The 21,073-nt window shown below is 67.9% G+C and carries 20 protein-coding genes; 8 read left to right on the top strand and 12 right to left on the bottom strand.

What is annotated here, in order from left to right:
* Positions 1 to 6: 6 nt before the first annotated feature.
* From R0145_RS17485 to R0145_RS17530, 10 genes are all read right to left on the bottom strand, one after another.
* Positions 7 to 1,059 carry a polysaccharide biosynthesis protein gene (locus R0145_RS17485; RefSeq protein ID WP_317838225.1) on the bottom strand — a complete coding sequence of 351 codons (1,053 nt, stop codon included), beginning with the start codon at positions 1,057 to 1,059 and terminating at the stop codon, positions 7 to 9.
* A 106-nt stretch (positions 1,060 to 1,165) separates the two neighbouring features.
* A complete protein-coding gene (locus R0145_RS17490) occupies positions 1,166 to 2,263 on the bottom strand; it encodes an NAD-dependent epimerase/dehydratase family protein (RefSeq protein ID WP_317838226.1) in 1,098 nt (365 codons plus the stop codon).
* A 13-nt stretch (positions 2,264 to 2,276) separates the two neighbouring features.
* The gene (locus R0145_RS17495) at positions 2,277 to 2,900 is read right to left on the bottom strand and encodes a sugar transferase (protein ID WP_317838227.1); all 624 of its coding nucleotides are present in this window, start codon (positions 2,898 to 2,900) and stop codon (positions 2,277 to 2,279) included.
* Positions 2,897 to 3,526 carry a GNAT family N-acetyltransferase gene (locus R0145_RS17500; protein ID WP_317838228.1) on the bottom strand — a complete coding sequence of 210 codons (630 nt, stop codon included), beginning with the start codon at positions 3,524 to 3,526 and terminating at the stop codon, positions 2,897 to 2,899. The genes R0145_RS17495 and R0145_RS17500 overlap by 4 nt, the downstream gene beginning before the upstream one ends.
* Positions 3,519 to 4,790, bottom strand: a complete 1,272-nt coding sequence (locus R0145_RS17505; RefSeq protein ID WP_317838229.1) for a glycosyltransferase family 4 protein — start codon at positions 4,788 to 4,790, stop codon at positions 3,519 to 3,521. Before R0145_RS17505 ends, R0145_RS17500 begins: the two co-directional genes overlap by 8 nt.
* Positions 4,791 to 4,799: 9 nt before the next feature.
* Positions 4,800 to 5,963: a DegT/DnrJ/EryC1/StrS family aminotransferase gene (locus R0145_RS17510; protein WP_317838230.1), complete on the bottom strand. Its 1,164-nt coding sequence runs from the start codon at positions 5,961 to 5,963 to the stop codon at positions 4,800 to 4,802.
* A gap of 179 nt (positions 5,964 to 6,142) precedes the next feature.
* Entirely contained in the window at positions 6,143 to 7,993 is a 1,851-nt protein-coding gene (locus R0145_RS17515) for a nucleoside-diphosphate sugar epimerase/dehydratase (RefSeq protein ID WP_317838231.1), read from the bottom strand.
* 112 nt (positions 7,994 to 8,105) lie between these two features.
* The gene (locus R0145_RS17520) at positions 8,106 to 9,266 is read right to left on the bottom strand and encodes a glycosyltransferase family 4 protein (RefSeq protein WP_317838232.1); all 1,161 of its coding nucleotides are present in this window, start codon (positions 9,264 to 9,266) and stop codon (positions 8,106 to 8,108) included.
* Between the two features lie 236 nt (positions 9,267 to 9,502).
* Positions 9,503 to 10,930: a polysaccharide biosynthesis tyrosine autokinase gene (locus R0145_RS17525; protein ID WP_317838233.1), complete on the bottom strand. Its 1,428-nt coding sequence runs from the start codon at positions 10,928 to 10,930 to the stop codon at positions 9,503 to 9,505.
* A gap of 219 nt (positions 10,931 to 11,149) precedes the next feature.
* Positions 11,150 to 13,957 (bottom strand): ATP-dependent RNA helicase, encoded by a 2,808-nt coding sequence (locus R0145_RS17530; RefSeq protein WP_317838234.1) that lies wholly within the window; start codon positions 13,955 to 13,957, stop codon positions 11,150 to 11,152.
* Between the two features lie 82 nt (positions 13,958 to 14,039).
* Here R0145_RS17530 and R0145_RS17535 point away from each other — a divergent pair, with 82 nt between their 5' ends.
* The 5 genes from R0145_RS17535 (at position 14,040) to R0145_RS17555 (ending at position 17,339) form a co-directional block, all read left to right on the top strand.
* Positions 14,040 to 15,686, top strand: coding sequence for a DUF6884 domain-containing protein (locus tag R0145_RS17535; protein ID WP_317838235.1), 1,647 nt, complete (start codon positions 14,040 to 14,042; stop codon positions 15,684 to 15,686).
* A gap of 139 nt (positions 15,687 to 15,825) precedes the next feature.
* The gene (locus R0145_RS17540; protein WP_317838236.1) at positions 15,826 to 16,257 is read left to right on the top strand and encodes an ankyrin repeat domain-containing protein; all 432 of its coding nucleotides are present in this window, start codon (positions 15,826 to 15,828) and stop codon (positions 16,255 to 16,257) included.
* Positions 16,258 to 16,474: 217 nt separating this feature from the next.
* Positions 16,475 to 16,678 carry a CopG family transcriptional regulator gene (locus R0145_RS17545; protein WP_317838237.1) on the top strand — a complete coding sequence of 68 codons (204 nt, stop codon included), beginning with the start codon at positions 16,475 to 16,477 and terminating at the stop codon, positions 16,676 to 16,678.
* Positions 16,675 to 17,043, top strand: a complete 369-nt coding sequence (locus R0145_RS17550) for a type II toxin-antitoxin system death-on-curing family toxin (RefSeq protein WP_317838238.1) — start codon at positions 16,675 to 16,677, stop codon at positions 17,041 to 17,043. Before R0145_RS17545 ends, R0145_RS17550 begins: the two co-directional genes overlap by 4 nt.
* A complete protein-coding gene (locus tag R0145_RS17555; RefSeq protein WP_317838239.1) occupies positions 17,028 to 17,339 on the top strand; it encodes a hypothetical protein in 312 nt (103 codons plus the stop codon). Before R0145_RS17550 ends, R0145_RS17555 begins: the two co-directional genes overlap by 16 nt.
* Positions 17,340 to 17,557: 218 nt before the next feature.
* Here R0145_RS17555 and R0145_RS17560 read toward each other — a convergent pair whose 3' ends face one another.
* Both R0145_RS17560 and R0145_RS17565 read right to left on the bottom strand, forming a co-directional pair.
* Positions 17,558 to 17,950, bottom strand: coding sequence for a hypothetical protein (locus tag R0145_RS17560; RefSeq protein WP_317838240.1), 393 nt, complete (start codon positions 17,948 to 17,950; stop codon positions 17,558 to 17,560).
* The gene (locus tag R0145_RS17565) at positions 17,947 to 18,414 is read right to left on the bottom strand and encodes a hypothetical protein (RefSeq protein WP_317838241.1); all 468 of its coding nucleotides are present in this window, start codon (positions 18,412 to 18,414) and stop codon (positions 17,947 to 17,949) included. Before R0145_RS17565 ends, R0145_RS17560 begins: the two co-directional genes overlap by 4 nt.
* A 148-nt stretch (positions 18,415 to 18,562) precedes the next feature.
* Here R0145_RS17565 and R0145_RS17570 point away from each other — a divergent pair, with 148 nt between their 5' ends.
* From R0145_RS17570 to R0145_RS17580, 3 genes are all read left to right on the top strand, one after another.
* The gene (locus R0145_RS17570; RefSeq protein ID WP_317838242.1) at positions 18,563 to 19,753 is read left to right on the top strand and encodes an LLM class flavin-dependent oxidoreductase; all 1,191 of its coding nucleotides are present in this window, start codon (positions 18,563 to 18,565) and stop codon (positions 19,751 to 19,753) included.
* Positions 19,750 to 20,409 carry a CE1759 family FMN reductase gene (locus R0145_RS17575; RefSeq protein WP_317838243.1) on the top strand — a complete coding sequence of 220 codons (660 nt, stop codon included), beginning with the start codon at positions 19,750 to 19,752 and terminating at the stop codon, positions 20,407 to 20,409. The genes R0145_RS17570 and R0145_RS17575 overlap by 4 nt, the downstream gene beginning before the upstream one ends.
* Positions 20,410 to 20,648: 239 nt before the next feature.
* Complete coding sequence (locus R0145_RS17580; protein WP_317838244.1) at positions 20,649 to 21,032, top strand: FeoA family protein; 384 nt, start codon at positions 20,649 to 20,651, stop codon at positions 21,030 to 21,032.
* Positions 21,033 to 21,073: the final 41 nt, after the last annotated feature.

Raw genomic sequence — 21,073 nt, forward strand, 5'->3', positions numbered from 1 at the left:
CCCTCATCAGGCGACGATCCGTTCGATCACGGCTGCAACCTCAGGGATCGTTAGCAGCAGATCCTTCGTCTGCTCGACCGAGAGCCGATTAGTGTTCTCCGACGTGTAGTCATTCACACCGGCCGTTCGCGTCTCGCCATCCTCGAAGTACAGCTCGTACTGCAGTGATCTGGAATCCAGAGGGACCCGGAAATACCCACCCTGATCTTCAGCCTTCACCATCTCAGCGCGGCTCACCAGCGTCTCGTGAAGTTTCTCTCCGTGACGAGCGCCAATCACGCGGATCTCTGGGTCGTCGTTACCGAACAGGGACGCGACCGCACGTGCCAGCGTTTCGACGGTGCTAGCGGGAGCCTTACGGACGAACAAGTCCCCTGGCGCAGCATGAAAAAAGGCGTGGTAGACGAGATCGACCGACTGTTCAAGCGACATTAGGAAACGGGTCATCAGCGGTTCGGTCAGCGTTAGAGGCTTCCCAGTCTGCAACTGCTGGATGAAGAGCGGAATCACCGAGCCGCGCGAGTACATGACGTTTCCGTAGCGGGTTAGCGCGACGGTGGTCGTGGACTTCGGGTTGTTCCGCGCGAAGGCCTGGGCGGTCTTCTCCATCAGCGCCTTGGTCATACCCATCGCATTAACGGGGTAGACAGCCTTGTCCGTACTGAGGAGGACCACCGAACGGACCCCCGCACTTGCTGCGGCTTCAATCACGTTGTAGCTTCCCCGCACGTTGGTCTTGACGGCCTGCTCAGGGAAGAACTCACACGATGGCACCTGTTTGAGCGCGGCAGCATGGAAGACAAAGTCAGCTCCCCTCACGGCCCTTTTCACGCTGTCAGCGTCTCGGACGTCACCGATGAAGTAGTGGACCCGCACGTCGTCGATGCGACGACGCATGGCGTCCTGCTTTGCCTCGTCACGACTGAAGATGTTGATGCCGCCGACTCCCTTACGGAGCAAATCCATGGCCATGGTGGAGCCGAAAGACCCGGTGCCGCCGGTGATGGTTACAACGGAATCACTGATGCTGATGGGGTTAGACAAGATCTTCTCGCTCATCTGGGTTGGGGTTCCTCGAAAAGCAGAGCGCTCTGCGTGGGGAGCACGAAAGGCCAAGAAAGCCGAGCACGATCATAACTGATCATAAATGCAACGGCCGTGAAATTTACACCACGTCCCGGAAAGTGTCGGGATCGTTGGGGTCGAAGAGCTCATTGATCCAGAAAAGGGTCGTCAGGGTATCCGAGCCGATATTGGTTATGTTATGCGACCACATTGTGGGCATGTCCACAACGCACGGCTCATCACCAGAAACGTCAAAACTCACAACTCGGTCATTGAATGTTCGACGCAAACTGATCCGCGCATGACCGGACAGGACGACGAATCGTTCGATCTTGCGCAGGTGATAGTGATTTCCTCGGGTCACTCCTGGCACAGTTGTGGAGAATGATGTCTGGCCTCCCCCATCCACAACTCGAATCGTCTCGAAGAATGATCCACGCTGATCTTCGTGCTTAACAAGCGAGATGGGTGAACGTTCGGGAAAAAGAGCCGCCCGATAGCTGTTAAACAAGGCAATCTCGAAAGGCGAGCGCAATGCCGGAATATCCCCCTTCGAGTAGAGGTCGTCGAAATAGAGCAGCTTCTCGTAAACGCCTTGAACGGTCACCTGCGTGCCCATGATCGGAAGCGCCAATGACTCGGCTTCCGACACAGTACGCTCCAGCGTTAGTCCGTCTATGAGTTTCTGTGCAGCCTCTTGTGCATGCAAAAGAGCGATCGGGCGATCAACAATATTAGGCACCTTGCCGTCTACGACAGCCTTGATGAAGGTCGCGACGAAGGTATTATAGTTGGGACGCGCATGCTCCCCGAAAAGATTCGGGAAGCGCAAATTGACAAACGTTGCTCTCTTTTCTGCTGCCACCTCAGCCAAAATTTCAGCGGAACGTGCCTTATCGCTTCCATAGGGCGTCCCATTCCCTGCATGGATCGTGTTTGAGTAAACGATCCTTTTGCACGATTCGGAGCTTCGCATCGCCTCGGCAACCTGAGTCGCGAGATCGGTATTTCCCGTGGGCTCCCCATGCGCATTCACCCCGGCAACGTGGATTACCGCATCCACATCACGCGCCAATTTCGGTAGCTGGCTCCAGATCCCCCTCGTTACCGGAATGACCTCGTGACAACCTTGCGCACTGAGACGCGTGCGCGTGTGCCATCCCAAGAAACCATCTGCGCCTGTCAGCAAGATTTTCATACCGTCTCACCTATCATTGTTTGAGTCCTTCGGAAAGCCAAGCGCTATGGACGGGGAAGATGACAGCCACAAACGTCGCTAAAATGGTTCGGATGTCTCCCCAGAAAGACTGGGTACGAATGTACTCGATGTATGCCTGAGCCTTCAGGGGCAGCAACTCTTCAACGTACGTCAGCTCCGGATCGGGCGATTGAGCCAGAATATCGGCCTCACTGCGTAGACCTACCGTGACGGGATCAGTAATCCCTGGTCGGACGGAGAGGATAATCGGACGCAAGTCGTCCGGCCAGAGACTGACGTAGTGGGGCACCTCGGGACGTGGACCCACGAGGCTCATGGCGCCATGGAGCACGTCGATGAGCTGGGGCAGCTCGTCGAGCTTGGTTCTCCTCAGGAACATGCCGACACGTGTGATGCGCGAATCCGTCGCCGTCGACACCGCTGGGCCTGCCGCACCGACCCGCATGGTGCGAAACTTGTGGATCAAGAAGGGGCGACCATACAAGCCCACGCGCGTCTGTCGGAAGAAGACTGGGCCCGGCGAATCCAGCCGAATCATCAGAGCGATCAACAGAAATATGGGCATGAGCAGGAACAGCCCTACGGCTGAGACAGCGAAATCGCGCGCGCGGCTCATGATTGCTCATCCACTTCGCGAAGGTCGTACTCATACCGATTCATTGGGCGGTCGCCGTGCGCGACGAAGCAGTCACTCAGCACCCACCGTTCGCGGAGGTACCAGGAGTTCACCGACTCGTTGCCCACAGCATCGGTTGTGAGAAAAGCCCGTTCCGCTCCCATTTCCCGGGCCCTACGGGTCCAGCCTCGGATCAAGTGTGAACCGATGCCCTGACCAGAGAGAGTCGGGTCGACGCAGATGGAGCTCAACAGCGCGCCTTGTCGTCCGGTCGGAGCATCTCCCCGGTAGGTAAGTGCTTTCAGGAGTCGGGGGGCGGCCATGGGGTGTTTTAGTGTGGCACGGGCGCTGGCGCCGACAAAGCCCAAGAAGCGGCGTCGTAGGAGCCTGCCGAAGAAATCTGTAGGGTCTGTGGTGCCGACCGCAGCGCCCTGCGGACGTCCCGCGTTGTCCCTCGAGATCGCGACAACGGCTGTCGGGTCAGTCACGTAGCCCCGGTAGAACTGCTCAAGAAACGGTTCACCCAGCTTCGACAGGAAGAAGCCCGGGAAGGCTGCCCGATGGAGTCTGGCCAGCGGCGCCGCATCGCGTCTGCTGATCGTGTGTTCGATGGTCGAATCAACCACGTGAGCCTGCCTTGGTCCGTTTCAGCCGCCCTTTTCGTTGAACCCGCGAAACCTCGCCAAGCAGGGCCTCAACCTGGGTGGTCGTGCGGTCCACAGAGAACTCATCTTCGTAGAGGAGCCGGGCGGTGCGGCCCATGTCTGCCAACCCACCACGCCCCGTCTGCAGAATCCCGCGAATGGCTTGAGAGATGGACGCGGGGTCGCCAGGCATCGCGCTGAACCCGACCCGGTGGGAGTCCACCAGGTTGACTACGTCCCCTGTTCCAGTTACCAGAATCGCTCGACCTGCGGCCAAAATGGACTGCGTCTTGCTCGGCATGGTTACCGCGCTGAGGGGGTATCGGGCCAGGCTCACGTACGCCGCATCCGCGGTGGCGAGCAGATTCGCCATCTGACTCTGGGGAAGGCGTCCCAGGAAGCGAATGTTGCTCGTCCCCTTGGCCGCAGCTTCACTGCGGAGGTCCCCCTCCTGCGTTCCCGATCCTGCCAAGAGCACGACCAGTCGCGGATCATTGACGAGGGCGCACGCCTCGACGAGTGACCCGAGTCCTTGAGCGGCTCCCATGGTTCCGGCATACACGAGCACAATGGCTTCCGGATCGATGTCGAGCTCCGTGCGCAGTGATCGCCCTGACGGGTGAAAGGCCTGCTCGTCTGCGGGTTTAGGAATGTAGCGCAGGCGCTCTCGCGGGACTCCCCGATCCTCCAGGATCGGTCCCACCCCCGGAGAGATGTAGACGACGGCGTCTGAGGATGCGTACATGGCATTGCACCAACGCTCCAGCCCCGACCGCCCCATCCTGGCAATGGTCCCGGCACCGGCGAGCCCCGACACCGCCATCGTGTCCGGCCATAGGTCCGCGACCTCACAGACGGTCGGCGTGCCTCGCGTGATCTGCTGGAGCCACATCGGCAGGGCAATGGTGATCGGTGAATAGTTCACCCACAATGCATCCAGCTCAGGGAGCAACGGAACGCCGAACAAGGCTGCGCTCAGGCCGAACGATGCGTAGTTGGCGAGGCGCTTGGCTGCTGACTGGTTGTGATTGAGGTAGAGCGGCACGCGAGTGACATGCACTCCACCGAGCGTCTCGTGCAGCTGTGGGACCTGACGATAGCCTGCGGCCAAGGTGCCCGTTGGGTAGTTGGGAAAGCCTGTCAGAACGTGAACCTCATGTCCTCGGGCCGCCAGTGCTCGCGCTGTCACCGAAGTCAATGCCGCCGGCCCAGGCTCCGGCTCGTACCACTGGCTGAAAAATCCCAACCGCATTTTCTAGGCTCCCACGACCTGGCGAACTGTGTCGATCACACGGTCCACTTCACGGTCGGTCATCGCCGAGAAGATGGGAAGGCTTACGGCTCGCGCAAAAGCATCTGTGGCAACCGGGAAGTCCTCGGCTCGAAGGCCGAAGGTGTCCCTCCAGTACGGGTGGAGATGAAGAGGAATAAAGTGAACGCTGGTGCCGACGCCAGCGGCAGCCACCCGCTCTATGAACTGATCGCGAGAAACAGCCGACTCATCGGTCAATCGGATCGCATAGATATGCCACGCATGGCCACCGGGTTCACGGGCGCCAACCGGGAGTGTCAGCGCTAACCCGGCGAACTCCGAACTGTAGCGCTTGGCAATCTGCTGGCGGGCCGCTGCCATGTCTTTTGCCCTGCTGAGCTGCACCCGGCCTAGCGCCGCCGCAGTATCCGTCAGATTATACTTGAACCCGGGCGCAACAACCTCGTAATGCCAACTGGGTTTCGTCGACCTGTACCGATCAAACACATCACGGCTGATTCCGTGTAATCTCATAATCCGGGCCCGGCGGGCAAGGTCCGGATTCCGAGTGACCAACATCCCACCTTCGCCAGTCGTTATCGTCTTCGTCGCATAGAACGAAAACACCACCGCCTCACTATTACTATCTCCCACCATCCGCGCCTCATCCAGGACGGGAAATGAATGAGCGGCGTCCTCAATAACGTAAAGGCCGTGCAAACGGGCGAATTGAGCAATCCGCCTCCGCGGGATAGGAAGCCCCGCAAAATGGACCGGCATGATCGCCTTGGTCCGACTTGTTACCGCTCGCCCAGCCGCATCAAGGTCGATGGCGAGGGTATCGGGTTCAACATCCACAAACACTGGCCGAGCTCCGACATACCGAAGTACCTCGGCAGTGGATGTGAATGTCCACGTAGGGACAAGTACCTCATCGCCGGGCCCGATTCCGAGCGCCTCCACGGCGAGGTGAAGGCCTGCAGTGGCCGAGTTCACAGCCACCGCTTGAATACCTTCCCCCAAGAAGGAGGCGAATTCCTCCTCGAAAGCCCCAGCGTTAGGTCCCGTGGTCAGCCACCCAGAGCGCATCGTGTCCACGACGGCTTTGATCTCGGCTTCGGTGATGTCGGGACGGGCGAAAGGGACGAAATTGTCTTGACTGATCATGCTGACATCCTCGGGGTGTGAACTGACTTGTGGCTCTGCCGAAGACGCGCAGTCAGGCAGGAATCGCGACGCGCTGACCGGCATTCCACTCGCCTTCGCCCGACAAGGAGACGCGCGACGGGCGTGGCGTATCCGCCTCCGTCCTACTAGTGGCGGCGTGCGGGGAGACGCCAATGCTCTCAGCCATGGGTGGTCAAGACCTCTCGATCGGAAGCGGCGTACAGCGTGGGGGTCCCCGCGGTGGCAAGCATCTGGTCGGACAGCACCCGAGTCACGTCGCCCCGGTCCTGCGGGTCGACACTGCGGACCTTACCGGGCGCCAGGGCCGGCACGGAGACCCGGTTGATCAGGGGGTGGGCGCTCGGGATGCCCTGTTCGCGGGCGCTAAAAAGGACCTCATGCAGTTTCTCGCCATGCCGCAGCCCGGTGTACTGGATCCGGACGTCGTCGCGGTGGGATTCCTCGATCAGCCGACGAGCCACATCGACGATACGGATCGGCTCGCCCATGTCGAGCACCATGACGTCGCTCGGCGCCCCGATCGCCCCGGCCTGGAGCACCAGCTCGCACGCCTCTGGGATGGTCATGAAGTAGCGGGTGACGTCGGGATGGGTCACGGTGATCGGGCCGCCGCGCTCGATCTGGGCCCGGAAGGTGTAGAGCACCGATCCGCGGGAGCCCAGAACGTTGCCGAAGCGCACCGACAGATAGCGCACGCCGTGCTGTCCCGCATACCAAGACGTCAGCCGCTCCGCGATCCGCTTGGATTGGCCGAGGACGCTGGACGGGTCCGCCGCCTTGTCAGTGGAGATGTTCACCAGTGTCTCCACGCCGACACCGTGCGCCGCCTCGAGGACGTTGAGGGACCCCAGGACATTGGTCTTCCACCCCTCGAGCGGATACGTCTCCAGCATCGGCAGGTGCTTCAGCGCCGCCGCGTGGAAGACGACCTCGGGACGGTGCTGCCGGAAGACCTCCTGGAGGGCCTCCCGGTCACGGATGTCGCACAGGACCATGTCGTCGGTGTCAAGCAGCCCGACACCATAGAGCGACAGTTGCAGGGCGTGCAGCGCGGACTCGTCCCGGTCGAGGACGATGAGCTTCCTCGGTGACAGCTTGTGCACCTGACGAGCCAGTTCCGAGCCGATCGATCCACCGGCACCGGTGACGAGAACGACTTTGTCCGTGACATAGTCGGCGATCGCCGCCAGGTCAGTGTGGATCGGTCGACGCCCCAGCAGATCCGCCACGTTGAACTCACGCAGCTCGTGCAGGCGGACGCGTCCGCCGATCCGCTCCCGCACCGGCGGGACGGTGACAAACTTGAGGCCGGCGGCCCGGCACTCGGTCGCGACCCGATCCATCAGCTCACGGGAGACGTCACTGATCGCCAGGATGACCACCTCGGCGCCCTGGTCGTGGGCGACCTCGAGCAGGTCGCTTCCCTGACCGAGCACCCGATAGGACATCAGCCGGCGATACTTCTTGGCCGGGTCGTCGTCGAGGAAGCCGACGATCCGGTACGGCGGTTCCACCGCGAAGTCGACCAAGCGGGCCACGTCATGGCCATCGTCACCCGCCCCGTACACCAAGGCTGCGGGGAGCGCGGGCGCATCGGCGGGCTTGGTGGCAGGCCGACGGTAGCCCCGACCGCACAGGTTACGGAAGGCCCATCTGCCGAAACCCATGAAGGTCAACGCCAGCGGCGGCACCACGAGAGCGACGCCGCGTGGGAACGTCGGAACGAACAGAAAGGCCGCACCGAGCACCACCGCCACGGCGGCGACCAGGATGCCCAGGGCACCCGCCTCCGCGAAGCTGCCCACCGTCGACCGGCCCATGTAGAGGTGGAAGGCGAACGCGCTGGCAGCCGTCAACAGGATGGCCGCCACGGTGTACTGCACCACCCCCAGCCACAGCTCCGGAGACAGGCTCAGGTCGTACCGGGCGGTCACGAAGACGGCGACAGCCAACAGCCAGCACAGGGCATCCCAGCTTGCCAGCACCATCCGGCGTGAAAAGATTGACAATGACATCACTATGGAATTCCAGTATCCGGTGGTGTCCAATTTCCGAGTCATGGCTTCCCCCCACTAACCCACGGACGCGCTGGACGGCGCGTCACAGATCTTATTCCGTTCCTCATCGCCGAGTCACATCCCCGGCAACAACCTTCGAGCGCCCGGCGATATCGTGATCCGGGCGAGACCTTGGCGTGTCAACCACGTCTGCCCGGTGAGAGGGCGATCCGCCCTGCTCGCGATCCAACAGGGCGATGAACGAGGTGAGGGCCGCCTGCTGTGACAGGTGCGCCCGAACGAAGCCCGGTCCAGCCGTACGGCTGACCCTGTCCGGGTCGTCTCGCAGAACGAGGACCGCCTCGACCAGCGCAGCCGGATCGCCGGGCCGGACGGTGATCCCCGCGCCACTCGCGCAGATCTCGGCGGCCGTGATACTGGTCGGCTCGGTGGCGGCGAGCACCGGCCGTCCGGTCATGAAGTAGGTGGTGAGCTCGCCGCGGACCGCCGCCTCGTTCAGGCCCGGCCGCTCGTTCACCAGCAGGACGTCGGCCGCGGACAGTGCCGCGAGGACGTCGTCCTCCGGGAGCGGATCCACGAACTGGACCCGACCGTCACCTCCTGCACACTGCTCCAGGAAGGCCCGCCGGTTGCCGTCACCCAGCAGCACGAACCGGATCGGCAGATCCCACTCCGCCGCGATCCGCGCGGCGTCGACCACGGTCTCCAGCCCCTGCTCGGCGCCCATGGTGCCGGTGTGCAGCACCACGGTCTCCCCCGGCCGCCAGCCGAGGCGGCGGCGCACCGCCGCCCGGTCGGTCGGCCCGAGGGGGGCCACGTGAGTCCAGTCACGGATCACCGTAACCCGCTCCGAGGGGACCCCCAAGGTGTCGGTGACGTATTGGCGGCAACGTTCGTGGGTCACCACGACCTGGTCGAAGGAGCGGAGGATCTTGCCCTCGACGGTCGCCATCACCCGGGCGAGGATCGAGCCGGCGCCGCCTCGGGAGTCCCGGACATCGGCGCGGTAGAGGTCCTGCACCCAAAGCACGGTCTGCGGCCGATGCGACATCCGCTCGACCCGGAGCCGGGCGATGGCACCGCCGAACAGCGAAGAGCTGAGCATCAGCACCACATCGGCCCGCGGGTCCAGCCGCCGTGCGTACGTGATCTCATGACCGGAGGCTGCGAGCCCCTCGGCCAGGGCGGTGGCGTGCAGGGCGCTGCCTGTCGTCTGCGCAGCGTGCTGGCTGGAGATCAGTTGGATCCTCAACGCCGCCCCCATCAGTGGCCTCCTTCAGGAGGCCGGACCACCCTCACGGGCGTGCGCTGCGGTAGTTCGTCCACCAGCGAACGGCGCTGACGCGGTGCCACTGCCCGCGCCGTCGGTCGGCAGTGTCTCGTCGTGTAGGTTGTCGGTTCGATTGATTCCGCGATGCTCACTGTCATGTGTCCCCCCGGACGTACGCTTCCCATCTCCCCCACGTCGACCACCTCCGGCCGACGTCCGTCTCCTGGTGATCAGGCGGTCTCGCGTTGCCTGCCAGCCGGTTCCTCGACCGAGGCGTGCCGGGCGGTCGGCCGGTGAGCCTCGGCACCCTGCTCGTAGCGCCCGTAGTAGTAGCCCCCGTAGCCCCCGTTCGTGCCACGCAGCTTGTTCAGCACGACGCCCAGCACCCGACCGTCGACCGACTCCAGGCTCTCCAGCGCCCCCGCCAGCTGGGGAGTGCGCACCTCGCCACTGCCGACCACCACCAGCGCCCCGCTGGTCATCCGCGACAGGATCGCCGCGTCGGTGACCGGGAGCAGCGGGGGCGCGTCGATCACCACGGCGTCGTACTGCTGGGTGACTGTCTCGATCAGCCGCGACATCGCGACCGAGCCGAGCAGCTCGGACGGGTTGGGCGGCACCGGTCCGGAGGCGACCACCTGGAAGCCGGGCACCCCTGCCGTCTGGAGGACGTCCCGGAGCTGGGCGCGCCCGATCAGCAGCGTGCTGAGCCCGACGGCATCCTCCAGCCCGAGAAATCGCCCGATGCTCGGCTTGCGCAGGTCCGCGTCGATCAGCAGCACCCGCAGGCCGGCCGCCGCGAGCGTGCCGGCGATGTTGACCGCCGTGCTGGTCTTGCCCTCGTCGGCGACCGAGGAGGTGATCACGAAGGAGCGGCGGCCCTGCCCGGCGTCGAGGTACTGCAGGTTCGTCCGCAGCCTCCGGAACGCCTCGGCGCGACCCGCGTCCGCTCCGTCGACCGCCAGCCCGGGCCGGCCGGCCGCCGCCTTGTCGTACCCGATCCGCCCGATGACGGGGGCATCGGTCACCTTCGCCACATCGGCGGCGGTGCGGATCCGGGTGTCCAGGGTCTCCCGCAGGATCGCCTGTCCGACACCGAGGAACAGTCCCAGCAGCAGGCCGAGGGCCAGGTTCTGCGCGACCTTCGGGGTGGTCGGCGCGGACGGCACCGTCGCCGGGGTGATCACCGTGGCCACCACGCTCTTCTGGCCCCGGCCGTCGTCCGGGGAGAGATCGTGCACCGCGGTGACCAGCTGGGAGCCGATCGCGTCGGCGATCGCGGCTGCCGTCGCCGGATCGTGATCGACGACCGCGACCTCGATGACCGAGGTGTTGGTGGGGACGGTGACCTTGATCCGCTGGGCCAGTGCGGCCGGGGTCGTGGCCAGCGGGATCTTGCTGATCGCCGGCTGGAGCACGAGCGGGGACGTCGCCACCTGGACGTACGACTCGACCTGCTTCTGGGTGAACGTCGTGCCTTGGGCGAGATCGCTCGCCGACGACGCTCCGCTGACGGAGAAGAACAACGCTGTCGTCGAGGTGTAGGTCGGTGTGATGAGATAGTTGAATGCTGTCGCAGCGAGTACACCGAGAACGGTGACGGCCGTAATACTTCGCCAATACTTGCGCAGTACCGCGACGTAATCCCGTAATTCCACTCGTGACCCCTGTCTCGACTCGTCGGCTGGGGTTCACGCTAGCCTTCTTCACAGCTCACTTTAAAGATAACCAAAAGTCGCAAGTGGTCCGCAGCCTTTCCCGCGATCCCCCCGATCGTCGGATTGACAAGCTGTTCGGTGTGTTAAAGGTCACACCGCGTGAGCAGGTATCCCGTCCCGCACGGGCAAGTATTGTGTCTGCTTATACCACAACGCCAGTCAGCGTCCCGACCGGGTGGTGCCCCGCCGCGGCGGTGCGGTCAGCGGGTCCTCCGGCCACGGATGCCTGGGGTAGCGGCCGCGGTTCTCGGCCCGCACCTGCGGGTAGGCGTTCACCCAGAACGAGGCGAGGTCGTCGGTGATCGCCAGTGGTCGCCGCGCCGGGGAGAGCAGGTGCAGCAGCACCGGCACCCGGCCCTCGCAGATCCGCGGAGTCGCGGTCAGCCCGAAGCACTCCTGGAGCTTCACCGCGAGCACCGGGCGGCCCTCCGGGTCGTCGATCTCGGGGTAGTCGAGGCGGATCCGGGACCCGGTCGGCACCTCGATCCGTTCCGGGGCCAGGTCGTCGAGCCGGCCGGCGAGTGGCCAGGGCAGCAGTCGGCGCAGCGCACCGGTCAGGTCGAGCCGGTCGGCGGGGGTGCCGGCGATCAGGGCGTCGACCTCGGGCACCAGCCAGTCCCGCCAGCGGCCGAGCAGCGCCGCCTCATCCATCGCCGGCCAGGAGTCGCCGTACACCCCGTGCAGCAGCGCCAACCGCCGGGCCAGGCCGCGTCCGGCATCGGTCCAGCGGAACACCCCGTCGGCACCGGTCAGGCCGAGGCCGTGCTCGGCCAGCGCGGTCCGGACCGCCGCCCGCCCGGCCTCCGCCGAAGGCCGTACGTACGCGGCGGACAGTTCGATCGCCCCGAGCCGCCGCACTCGCCGGGCGCTGACCTTGTGCCCGGTCCAGGTCGCGATCTCCTCCTCGACCAGCAGCGGCGCAGCGGCGGCCAGTGCGGTCGCTTCGTCCAGGGCGGCCGCGGCCCGGATCACCGCCCCGGTCGCCCCTGCGGTCGCCGACCGCTCCACCTGGGCGACGGCCAGCCAGTCCTGGCCCAGCAGGGCCGAGCCCCGGTCGAGCACCGCCCCGGTCCCCGAGGCGAGCAGGTAGGCCGAGTTGTCCCGCCCGCCGCGGCGCCGGGCCACCCGGTCCGGGAACGCCAACGCCACCACCAGCCCGAGCGCGGCCTCCCCGGACGCGGCATCCCCGGACGCGGCATCCCCGGCATCACCGGACGCGCCGGTGCCACCCCTGCGACCGGCCGGGCCGAGATCGGATCCGGAGCGGCCGGACCCCCGGTCGTCGGCCGCCACCCCGCCCCGGACCGCTGCCACCCCGCCCCGGACCAGCCGTTCGAACCGTTCCGCCTCCCGCCGCCACCGCCGGGCCGCCGGGGTGTCGCCCCGACGCAGGCCCCGCCACTGGGCGGCCAGGTCACCGCCGGGTGGACGCTCATCGGCGGCCACCAGGGCGACGACCTGCGCCGCGGTGACCGCCCCCACCTGCGGTGCGGCGTCGAGCAGCGCCCGGGCCAGCCGGGGATCGGCCGGCACCGCCGCCATCGCCCGGCCACGGTCGGTCGCCCGGCCGTCGCGCAGCGCACCGAGATCGGTCAACGTCTCCACCGCGGCCGCGAGCGGCCCGGCCGGCGGTGGGTCCGGCAGGGCGAGGCCCTCTCCTCCGGGGGCGCCCCAGCAGGCCACGTCGAGGGCGAAGCCGGTGAGGTCCGCGGTGGCGATCTCCGGTGGGGCGTACGCCGCCATCCGGGCCCAGTCCTCCTCGGCGAAGCAGCGCACCACCACGCCGGGCCCGAGCCGGGCCGCCCGGCCGGCGCGCTGCTCGGCGGAGGCGCGGGATTCGGTGACCGTGACCAGGCCGGACATCCCGCGCAGCGTGTCGTAGCGCGGCTGGCGATCCAGGCCCGCATCGACGACGAGTCGTGCGCCCGGGACGGTGAGCGAGGACTCGGCCACCGATGTGGTGACCACCACCCGGCGACGCGGACCCGGCGCCAACGCCCGGTCCTGCTCGCGCGGGCCGAGCCGCCCGTGCAGCGGCAGGACGTCGACCGGCGTGTCGCCCACAGTATCGGCCCGCGGGTCGCCGGCAGCGTCGACCGGCCCGTCACCCGGTGCGGCGTCGGGGCGGCCGGCCGCTGCCGCAGGGGTCCCCCGCGCCACGATCGTCCCGGACAGCCGGGCGACCACCTGCCCGACCTCCCAGGCCCCCGGCAGGAACACCAGCGCATCCCCCTGCGGGTGCGCGGCCAACGCCCGCCGGGTGGTCCGGGCGACGTGGTCGAGGAAGCCATGCGTGACCCCGCGCGCGTCCAGTCGGGAGACACCAAGCGGTGCCGGGGCCCATTCGACGGTCAGCGGGTGGAGGTCGGCCTCGGCGGCGACGATCGGCACCGGAACGCCGACGGAGGCGGGGCCGGTGGTCGGCGCGGTTCCCGGCGATGAGCCGAGCAGGGCCGCCCACCGGTCGGCGTCGAGGGTCGCCGACATCGCCACCACCAGCAGGTCGTCGCGCAGGTCCGCCACCTCCCGGGTCATCGCGACGGCGAGGTCGGAGTCGAGGTGGCGTTCGTGCACCTCGTCGAGCACGATCGCGCCGACGCCGGGCAGGTCGGGGTCGCGCAGCAGGCGACGGACCAGCACCCCGGTGGTGACGAACTCGATCCGCGTCGCCGGGCCGGTCCGCTGTTCGCCACGGACGGTGAAGCCGACCTCGTGGCCGAGCCGGGTGCCGGTCAGCTCGGCGAGGCGGCGGGCCGCGGCCCGGGCGGCGATCCGGCGGGGCTGGGTGACGACCACCCGGCCCGCGGTGAGCATGGCCACCGCCGGCGGCACCACGGTGGTCTTCCCGGTGCCCGGCGGAGCCTGGACCACCGCCGCCCGCCGGGCGGTGAGCGCTGCCGTCAGTGCGGGCGCCAGGCCCGCCGCCGGCAGGCCGGCGCCGATGCTCGCAAGGTCGAAGGTGGACACCGGACCAGTGTCGCGCACGGGTTCGCGCCCCTGCCTGGCAGAATCACCCCGGGAAGAGCAGACGGGATGAGGAGGAGGTGCGATGAGCACCTGGGAGCGACTGTCGGAGCGGCTGGGGGCGGAGTCCGGCGGGATCACGCTCGACTGGGCCGAACTGGAGGAGCTCACCGGCGACCTGCCCACCGAGGCCCGTACGTCGGCGTCCTGGTGGCTGGCCGATGTGGCCGAGCGTCCGGAGGCCACGGCCTGGCTCGACGCCGGACTCCGGGTCTCCGCGATCGACCCCGGCACCTCGATCAGCTTCGTCCCCGGTCCCGTACCCTGGGCCGTCGCCGCGACGCCCCCGCCGCTGGCCGCGGACCTGGCCGATCCCGAGCCGGAACCGGAGCCGGAGATCTCCGCGCAGACGACGATCCCCACGCCGAGCGACACCTGGGCCCGACCGGCGACCACGACCCCCGAGCCTCCGGTCGAACCGTCCACGGCGACCGCCCCGGCAGCGGTGACCTCGGAAGGCGGGTCGGCGCCCACGCCGGAAGCAGCGCCGACCGCCCCGGAAACGATGTCGACATCGGAAACGGGGCCGACCGCCCCGGGCGCTGCCTCGGCCCCCTCGGAGGCCGACCGCCCGACACCACGCGCGACGCCGGCCCGGACCACCTCCGGCGGGCCTGTCTCGGCCCGGACCACGCCTGAACGACCGACTATGGCGACCCGCCCCGACATCGTCCTCATCGAGGAGGACCGGGAGCAGGGCGCCGTCGCCGCCCCGGCGGGAGACCTGTTCATCGGCCCGCTGTTCGCCCGGGAGAAGGCCTATGCCCGGTGGACCGGCGCACCGTGGTTCATCCTGTCCGGCGAGTACGGGTTGCTCGCCCCGGACCAGGTCATCGGGCCGTACGAACGGCGGCTGGTCACCTGCTCGGCGGAATACCGCGCCGCCTGGGGGGCCTGGACCGTCGCCCGCCTCGAACTCCTCGCCGGCCCGCTGCGCCGGGCCCGGGTCGAGGTGCACGCCGCGACGATGGCCGCCTCCGAGGCGCTCCGCCCCCACCTGCTGGGCTACGGGGCGTACGTGCTGGAGCCGCTGCGCGGCCTGTCGATCCCCGACCGGATCGCCTGGTATGACGGCACGGTCCCGCGGACGGCCGGGCTCACCAGCCACCCGGCGGCCGCCGGCGGCGACCCGATCACCGCGGCCCTCGGCGACGCCGCCCGGGCCCTCAGGCCCTCCGATCTCCTCGCCGGGGTCGACCCGATGCTGCGCCGTCCGGGCATCTACAGCTGGTTCGTCGACGACGCCGGAGCCGCCCAGCTCACCGCCGGGCTCGGCACCCGGATCGCCCCCGGGCTGATCTGGATCGGCCAGGCGGGTGCCGTACGCCCCGGCAGCGGCCTCAGCGCCACCACCACCCTGCGCAACCAGATCGCCTGGGTGCACCTCGGCCGCTCGGTGCGACTCTCTCCGCTGCGCCGGATGCTCGCCGCCATCCTGGTCCACGACCCGCAGTCGGCGGTGACCGACGAGGACGCCCTGACCGACTGGATCCAGCGGCACCTGCGGGTCGCGATCGTCGCGCCGGAGGACGTCGAGCACCTGGCCGAGGCGGCAGACCGTGCCTCGGCGCGCCTCGCCCCCCAGCTCAGCGTCGACCACGCCGATCCCGCCGTCCGTACGCTGCTGCGGGAGGCGCGGGCCAGGTTCGACGGTTTCGACGGGCTCGGCTGAGCCTGCGGACCTGATCGGGCCCTCCCCACGCCTGGCCCGGCTCTCCCTACGCCTGACATCCTGACATTCCATTGGGATGTCCTGACATTTGGGGACCCCGCTCATTGCCGTCTCGGACGCGAGGATTAGGCTGCCCGCCATGAGTGCGACACCACTGTCGCCGGACGACCTCACGCCCGACGCGCTCCTGGACTTCGCCCGGCACGGCGAGACCTCCGCCCTGATGGCCGCCCTCGACGCGGGGCATCCGATCGAGGCGGCCAGTCACGACGGCTCCACCCTGCTCATCCTGGCCGCCTTCTACGGCAACGCCGAGTCGGTGGCCGCCCTGGTGGCCCGCGGCGCGAAACTCGACGCGGTCGACCACCGAGGCCGCACGGCACTCTCCGGAGCGATCTTCAAGGGTGAGCAGCGGGCCGCCCGATTCCTGCTCGCCGTCGGCGCCAACCCCGATCTCGGCACTCCCTCGGCCCGGGAAACCGCGGTGCAGTGCCACCAGGAGCGGGTGTTCCAGTCCGATCCCGAACTGGATGCCGAGCTGCGCAGCCAGCTGACCCACGGGTTCCATTAGCAGGCGGCGTGTCGTGACCTGACAGTTCCGCAGGGCTTGATCTGACAGTTCCGCAAGACTGTCGGCGGATGGGTCGGGGCAGACAGAAGCATCTGCTCGGGCCGCCGTTACCCACCCGGCGGCGGCCCGTCAGCACCAGGCGCGGAGGCCCGGTCGCCTGACCAGCTCGGCGGCCGAGCGACTCCACCCAGTGATACCACGCCGGTATCATGGTCTCATGGCCATGACACTTCGCCTGACCCCGGAGGACGAGCGGGCGCTCACCCTGCTCGCCGAGGCTGAGGGGGTGAGCAAGCAAGAAGCGATCGTGCGTGCGATCCACGAAGCGGCTGCCCGTCGACTGCGTCGCGAGAAGATAGGCACACTCTCCGCAGCGGCTCGCCATCGCTACGCCGACCTGCTCGACCGCCTCGGCAAGTGATCGAGTACCTCACGCTGGAGGACGTCCTCGCGCTGATCGACGACCTGGGTGTCGGTCCCATCCGCGACATCGGCCTCCTGGACTCTGCGGTGCACCGGCCCCGGGTCAGTGTGTTCGGCGACGACGCCTATCCCGGCATCGATGAGAAGGCGGCAGTTCTCCTGGAGTCCCTCGTCCGCAACCACGCCCTGGCCGATGGCAACAAACGCATCGGCTGGCTCGCGACCGTGGTCTTCTACGGCCTGAACGACATCTCCCTCGATGCGCCCGACGACGGCGCCTACGACCTGGTCATGGCGATAGCCAGCGGTGACACCGCTTACCAGGAAACAGCAAGCCACCTGGCTCGATGGCACAGGACCTGACGGTAAGGAACCTGACAGCCGAATTGCGTATGGCCGAGAAGGAGACGATCGGCGGCGTGCCGGTCACGGAGGAACAGATCACTGCCTGGGCTGCCGAGGCTGAAGCCGGGTACGACGTTCAGGCTCTGAAGAAGCGGGGTCGTGGTCGACCCGGGCGCGGCGCTGAACCATCGCAGGTCATCGCGCTGCGCCTCACCCCGGAGGAGCTTGCCGCCCTCGACGCGCGAGCGGCAAGCGAGGGGGGCGCCTGCTGGAGACCGTCGTGCTCGTCTTCGACAGCGGGAACGAACTCGTGATCCACGCGATGAAGGCGCGCCCCCAAATGCTCGACCTTCTCCCGTGAAGAGGCACCATCGTCACGCCACAGGCGCGGTTCGCCCATGCGCTTGTGCTGTCAGTCGAACACAAACGCGCGGACGAAACCCACAGGCGACGCGCGGTAGGTCCGACCCCAGCGGTGCAGGTGACGCGCACCAGCGGTGCAGATCAGATGACGCACGCCTCTCGACCGGCGCTACGACACGACGTCGATCACCACGACGGCCTCGGGCGTACGCTCCCCCAACAGCTCCCGGGCCCGGTCGACCGCCCCGGCGACCGTCGCCGCGAGGCCGTACTTGCCCTTGATGGCGGCCTTCGCCTCGTCGAAGACCGGCCCCTCGGTCACCACCGACGCGCGGCCCTCACGTACCGGCTCCTCCAGCTTGGGCTTCCCGCTGCGGGAGCACGGCCGGATGCTCACCACCGGACCCGCGGCGAAGCGTTCGGCCACCCCGGTGCCGTCGGGCAACCAGTAGACCAGCCGGAGGTCGGCCAACGCCGCGACCCGCTCCACCGTGGCGACCGGGTCAGCGTGCGGCGGGTAGGAGGTCACCAGGATGTGTTCGGCCTCGGCGACGCCGGTCACGCGTCACCCCCGGACGGCTCTCCGGTCGAGCCCTCCGCCGATCCGCCGGCTGGTCCGGCGGACGGTCCGCGGGTCGAGCCCTCTGCCGATCCGCGGTTCGGGCCGGTCGGGCCGGTCGAGCCGACACCCCGTCGACCCGCCGGGGGATCGCCCGGTCCACCCGAGGCACGCTGGCGGATCTCCGCCTCTCGGGCCGCTGCCGACGATTCCAGGGTCTCCTTGCGGATCCGCCCGGCCGTACGCCGCGGCAGCCCGAGCCCGACCCCGAGCGCCAGGCCGCTCCCCAGGGCCAGAGCGATCGAGAGGATCATCTCCCGCTGCGGGTTGACCTGCGGCGCGCTGCGCATCGACTCGGCGACGGCGACGAGCTTCTGCAACTCGAACCAACTCAGATAGGTATAAACGCCCGCCCCGATGAGCGCCGCGACGCCGACGAGGACCAGAAGCCACTTCAGGACCTTCATGGCTCAACTGTATGGGCGATGGGTCCTCCCGGGGGCGACTCCGGAGGCACTCGGGGCCCGGAGCCCCACGGCACGCCGAAGACCGCGGACTTGGCTCCCGGCCCAGCACCCTCTAAACTAGTTGACAGTTCAACCGAAAGGGGTTGTCATGCAGTTCGGCGTCTTCACCATCGGTGACGTCACGCCCGATCCGAGCACCGGACGGGCGCCCACCGAGCACGAACGCATCATGTCGATGATGGCCATCGCCGAGCACGCCGAACAGGTCGGGCTCGAGGTCTTCGCGACCGGCGAGCACCACAATCCGCCGTTCGTCCCGTCCAGCCCGACCACCATGCTGGGTTACCTCGCGGGACGTACGCAGCACATCATCCTGTCCACCTCGACGACGCTGATCACCACCAACGACCCGGTGAAGATCGCCGAGGACTACGCCATGCTGCAGCACCTCGCCGGCGGGCGCGTCGACCTGATGATGGGGCGCGGCAACACCGGCCCGGTCTACCCGTGGTTCGGCAAGGACATCCGCCAGGGCATCCCGCTCGCCATCGAGAACTACCACCTGCTGCGCCGGCTGTGGCGCGAGCCGGTGGTCGACTGGAAGGGTGAGTTCCGTACGCCGCTGCGGGGCTACACCTCCACTCCGATGCCGCTGGACGACACCCCGCCGTTCGTCTGGCACGGCTCGATCCGCTCCCCCGAGATCGCCGAGCAGGCCGCCTTCTACGGTGACGGCTTCTTCCACAACAACATCTTCTGGGACAAGGGCCACGTCGCCCAGATGGTCGACTTCTATCGGCAGCGCTTCGAGCACTACGGCCACGGGCGCGCCGACCAGGCGATCGTCGGGCTGGGCGGCCAGGTGTTCATGCGGAAGAACTCCCAGGACGCCGTCCGGGAGTTCCGCCCCTACTTCGACAACGCCCCGGTCTACGGCCACGGCCCGTCGTTGGAGGAGTACATGAACCTCACTCCGCTCACCGCCGGCTCGCCGGAGCAGGTGATCGAGAAGTACCTGACGTACGCCGACGTGGTCGGCGACTACCAGCGCCAGCTGTTCCTGATGGACCACGCGGGGATGTCCCTGGCCACCGTCCTGGAGCAGATCGACATCCTCGCCGAGCAGGTCGTGCCGGTGCTGCGGGCCGAGTTCGACGCCCGCCGGCCGGCCGACGTCCCCTCCGACCCGCCGACGCATGCCTCGCTGGTCGCCCAGGGTCCGGACAGCCGCTACCACCTGGTCCGGCCGGCCACCCTGCCGGAGGACCGGGCGACCGGAGCCGGGTCGGGAACCGAGGCCGAACTGACCGAAGCCGAACTGACCGAGGAGAACGCATGACCCGCCGGCTCGCCGTCGTCAGCGCGGGGGTCGGTACCCCCTCGTCCACCCGGTTGCTCGCCGACCGGATCACCGATGCCGTCCGCAGCCAGGTCGGCGCCCGCGGCGAGGACGTCCACGTCGACGTGATCGAGGTCCGCGAGCTCGCCGCGGCGCTGGCCACGATGACCACCGCCGGCGGCCTGCCGATCGCCGAGGTCGAACGCGCCCAGGAGATCGTCCGGCACGCGGACGGCGTGGTCGCCGTGACACCGGTGTTCTCGGCCAGCTACGCCGGGCTGTTCAAGATGTTCTGGGACACCTTCGATCCCGATGACCTGGACAGCGTCCCGATCCTGATCGGCGCGACCGCGGGCACCCCGCGGCACTCGCTGGTGCTGGACCACGCGCTGCGGCCGCTGTTCACCTACTTCCGGATGCGCGTGGTCCCCACCGGGGTCTTCGCCGCCACCGAGGACTTCGGCGCCGGTGCCGGCGGGGACCAGCTTGCCCGGCGGATCGGACGGGCGGCGGTGGAGCTGGCCGCGCTGATGGTCGCCACCCCGGATGCGGTGGAGGGCTTCGTCCCGACCGGGCGACCCGACCGCGGTGACGGGTTCAACGTCACGTCGATCACCCCGTTCACCCGGCTGCTGGCCGGCCACGACGGCGACTGAATCCGCTCAGCCGGATCGGCCAATGGCACGGCCGGTCCGGCGGCGACAGCCGGGCGGCGAAGTCGGGCGAGCGAGATGGCGGTTGACCGGCCAGCGGCACGGACGGTTCCGTTCGACCGGCCGATCCGTGTGAAATCGACCACAGACGAGGGGGCGGGGTTCCCACGAGAACCAGGTAAGGCTAGCCTTACCGTCATCGGCAACGGTGCCGATCCCCACCCCCTTCCAGAGGTAGCAGCATGTCTGAGATCACCCTCACCCTCTCCCGGCGTCGGGTCGACCGACCCGCCGTCATCGACGCCGGTGCCCCCTCCGGTCATACCGGCCCCGGCCACGCTCTGCGCGGCATGCAGGAGCTCCACGAGGGGGAACAGGCGGCCATCGTACGGGTCTGCGACGGCTCCGACGCCGCCTGCGCCCGGCGGTTGTTCGATCTGGGCTTCGCCCCGGGGGCGAGCGTGGTGAAGGTGCGCCGGGCCCCCTTCGGCGGCCCCGCCGTCTACCGGATCGCCGACTACGAGATCGCCCTGCGCCCGGAGCAGGCCCGGACCATCCTGGTCGGCACCGAGTCCTCCGAGCCGGTGCAGCCCGGAGCGTACGCCACCCGGTCCTTCGCCGCATGAGCCACGAGCACCACGGCGGCGGAGGCTCCGTCGCCGTCGCC

This window comes from Raineyella sp. W15-4, assembly GCF_033170155.1.
Classification (GTDB): Bacteria; Actinomycetota; Actinomycetes; order Propionibacteriales; family Propionibacteriaceae; genus Raineyella.

Excerpts from the sequence above, each read along its gene's own strand:
- R0145_RS17485 (WP_317838225.1), bottom strand. The coding sequence starts at position 1,059 with ATGAGCGAGAAGATCTTGTCTAACCCCATCAGCATCAGTGATTCCGTT.
- R0145_RS17495 (WP_317838227.1), bottom strand. The coding sequence starts at position 2,900 with ATGAGCCGCGCGCGCGATTTCGCTGTCTCAGCCGTAGGGCTGTTCCTG.
- R0145_RS17545 (WP_317838237.1), top strand. The coding sequence starts at position 16,475 with ATGGCCATGACACTTCGCCTGACCCCGGAGGACGAGCGGGCGCTCACC.
- R0145_RS17580 (WP_317838244.1), top strand. The coding sequence starts at position 20,649 with ATGTCTGAGATCACCCTCACCCTCTCCCGGCGTCGGGTCGACCGACCC.
- R0145_RS17520 (WP_317838232.1), bottom strand. The coding sequence starts at position 9,266 with ATGGGGGCGGCGTTGAGGATCCAACTGATCTCCAGCCAGCACGCTGCG.
- R0145_RS17575 (WP_317838243.1), top strand. The coding sequence starts at position 19,750 with ATGACCCGCCGGCTCGCCGTCGTCAGCGCGGGGGTCGGTACCCCCTCG.
- R0145_RS17565 (WP_317838241.1), bottom strand. The coding sequence starts at position 18,414 with ATGAAGGTCCTGAAGTGGCTTCTGGTCCTCGTCGGCGTCGCGGCGCTC.
- R0145_RS17555 (WP_317838239.1), top strand. The coding sequence starts at position 17,028 with ATGGCACAGGACCTGACGGTAAGGAACCTGACAGCCGAATTGCGTATG.
- R0145_RS17535 (WP_317838235.1), top strand. The coding sequence starts at position 14,040 with ATGAGCACCTGGGAGCGACTGTCGGAGCGGCTGGGGGCGGAGTCCGGC.
- R0145_RS17570 (WP_317838242.1), top strand. The coding sequence starts at position 18,563 with ATGCAGTTCGGCGTCTTCACCATCGGTGACGTCACGCCCGATCCGAGC.
- R0145_RS17510 (WP_317838230.1), bottom strand. The coding sequence starts at position 5,963 with ATGATCAGTCAAGACAATTTCGTCCCTTTCGCCCGTCCCGACATCACC.
- R0145_RS17540 (WP_317838236.1), top strand. The coding sequence starts at position 15,826 with ATGAGTGCGACACCACTGTCGCCGGACGACCTCACGCCCGACGCGCTC.
- R0145_RS17490 (WP_317838226.1), bottom strand. The coding sequence starts at position 2,263 with ATGAAAATCTTGCTGACAGGCGCAGATGGTTTCTTGGGATGGCACACG.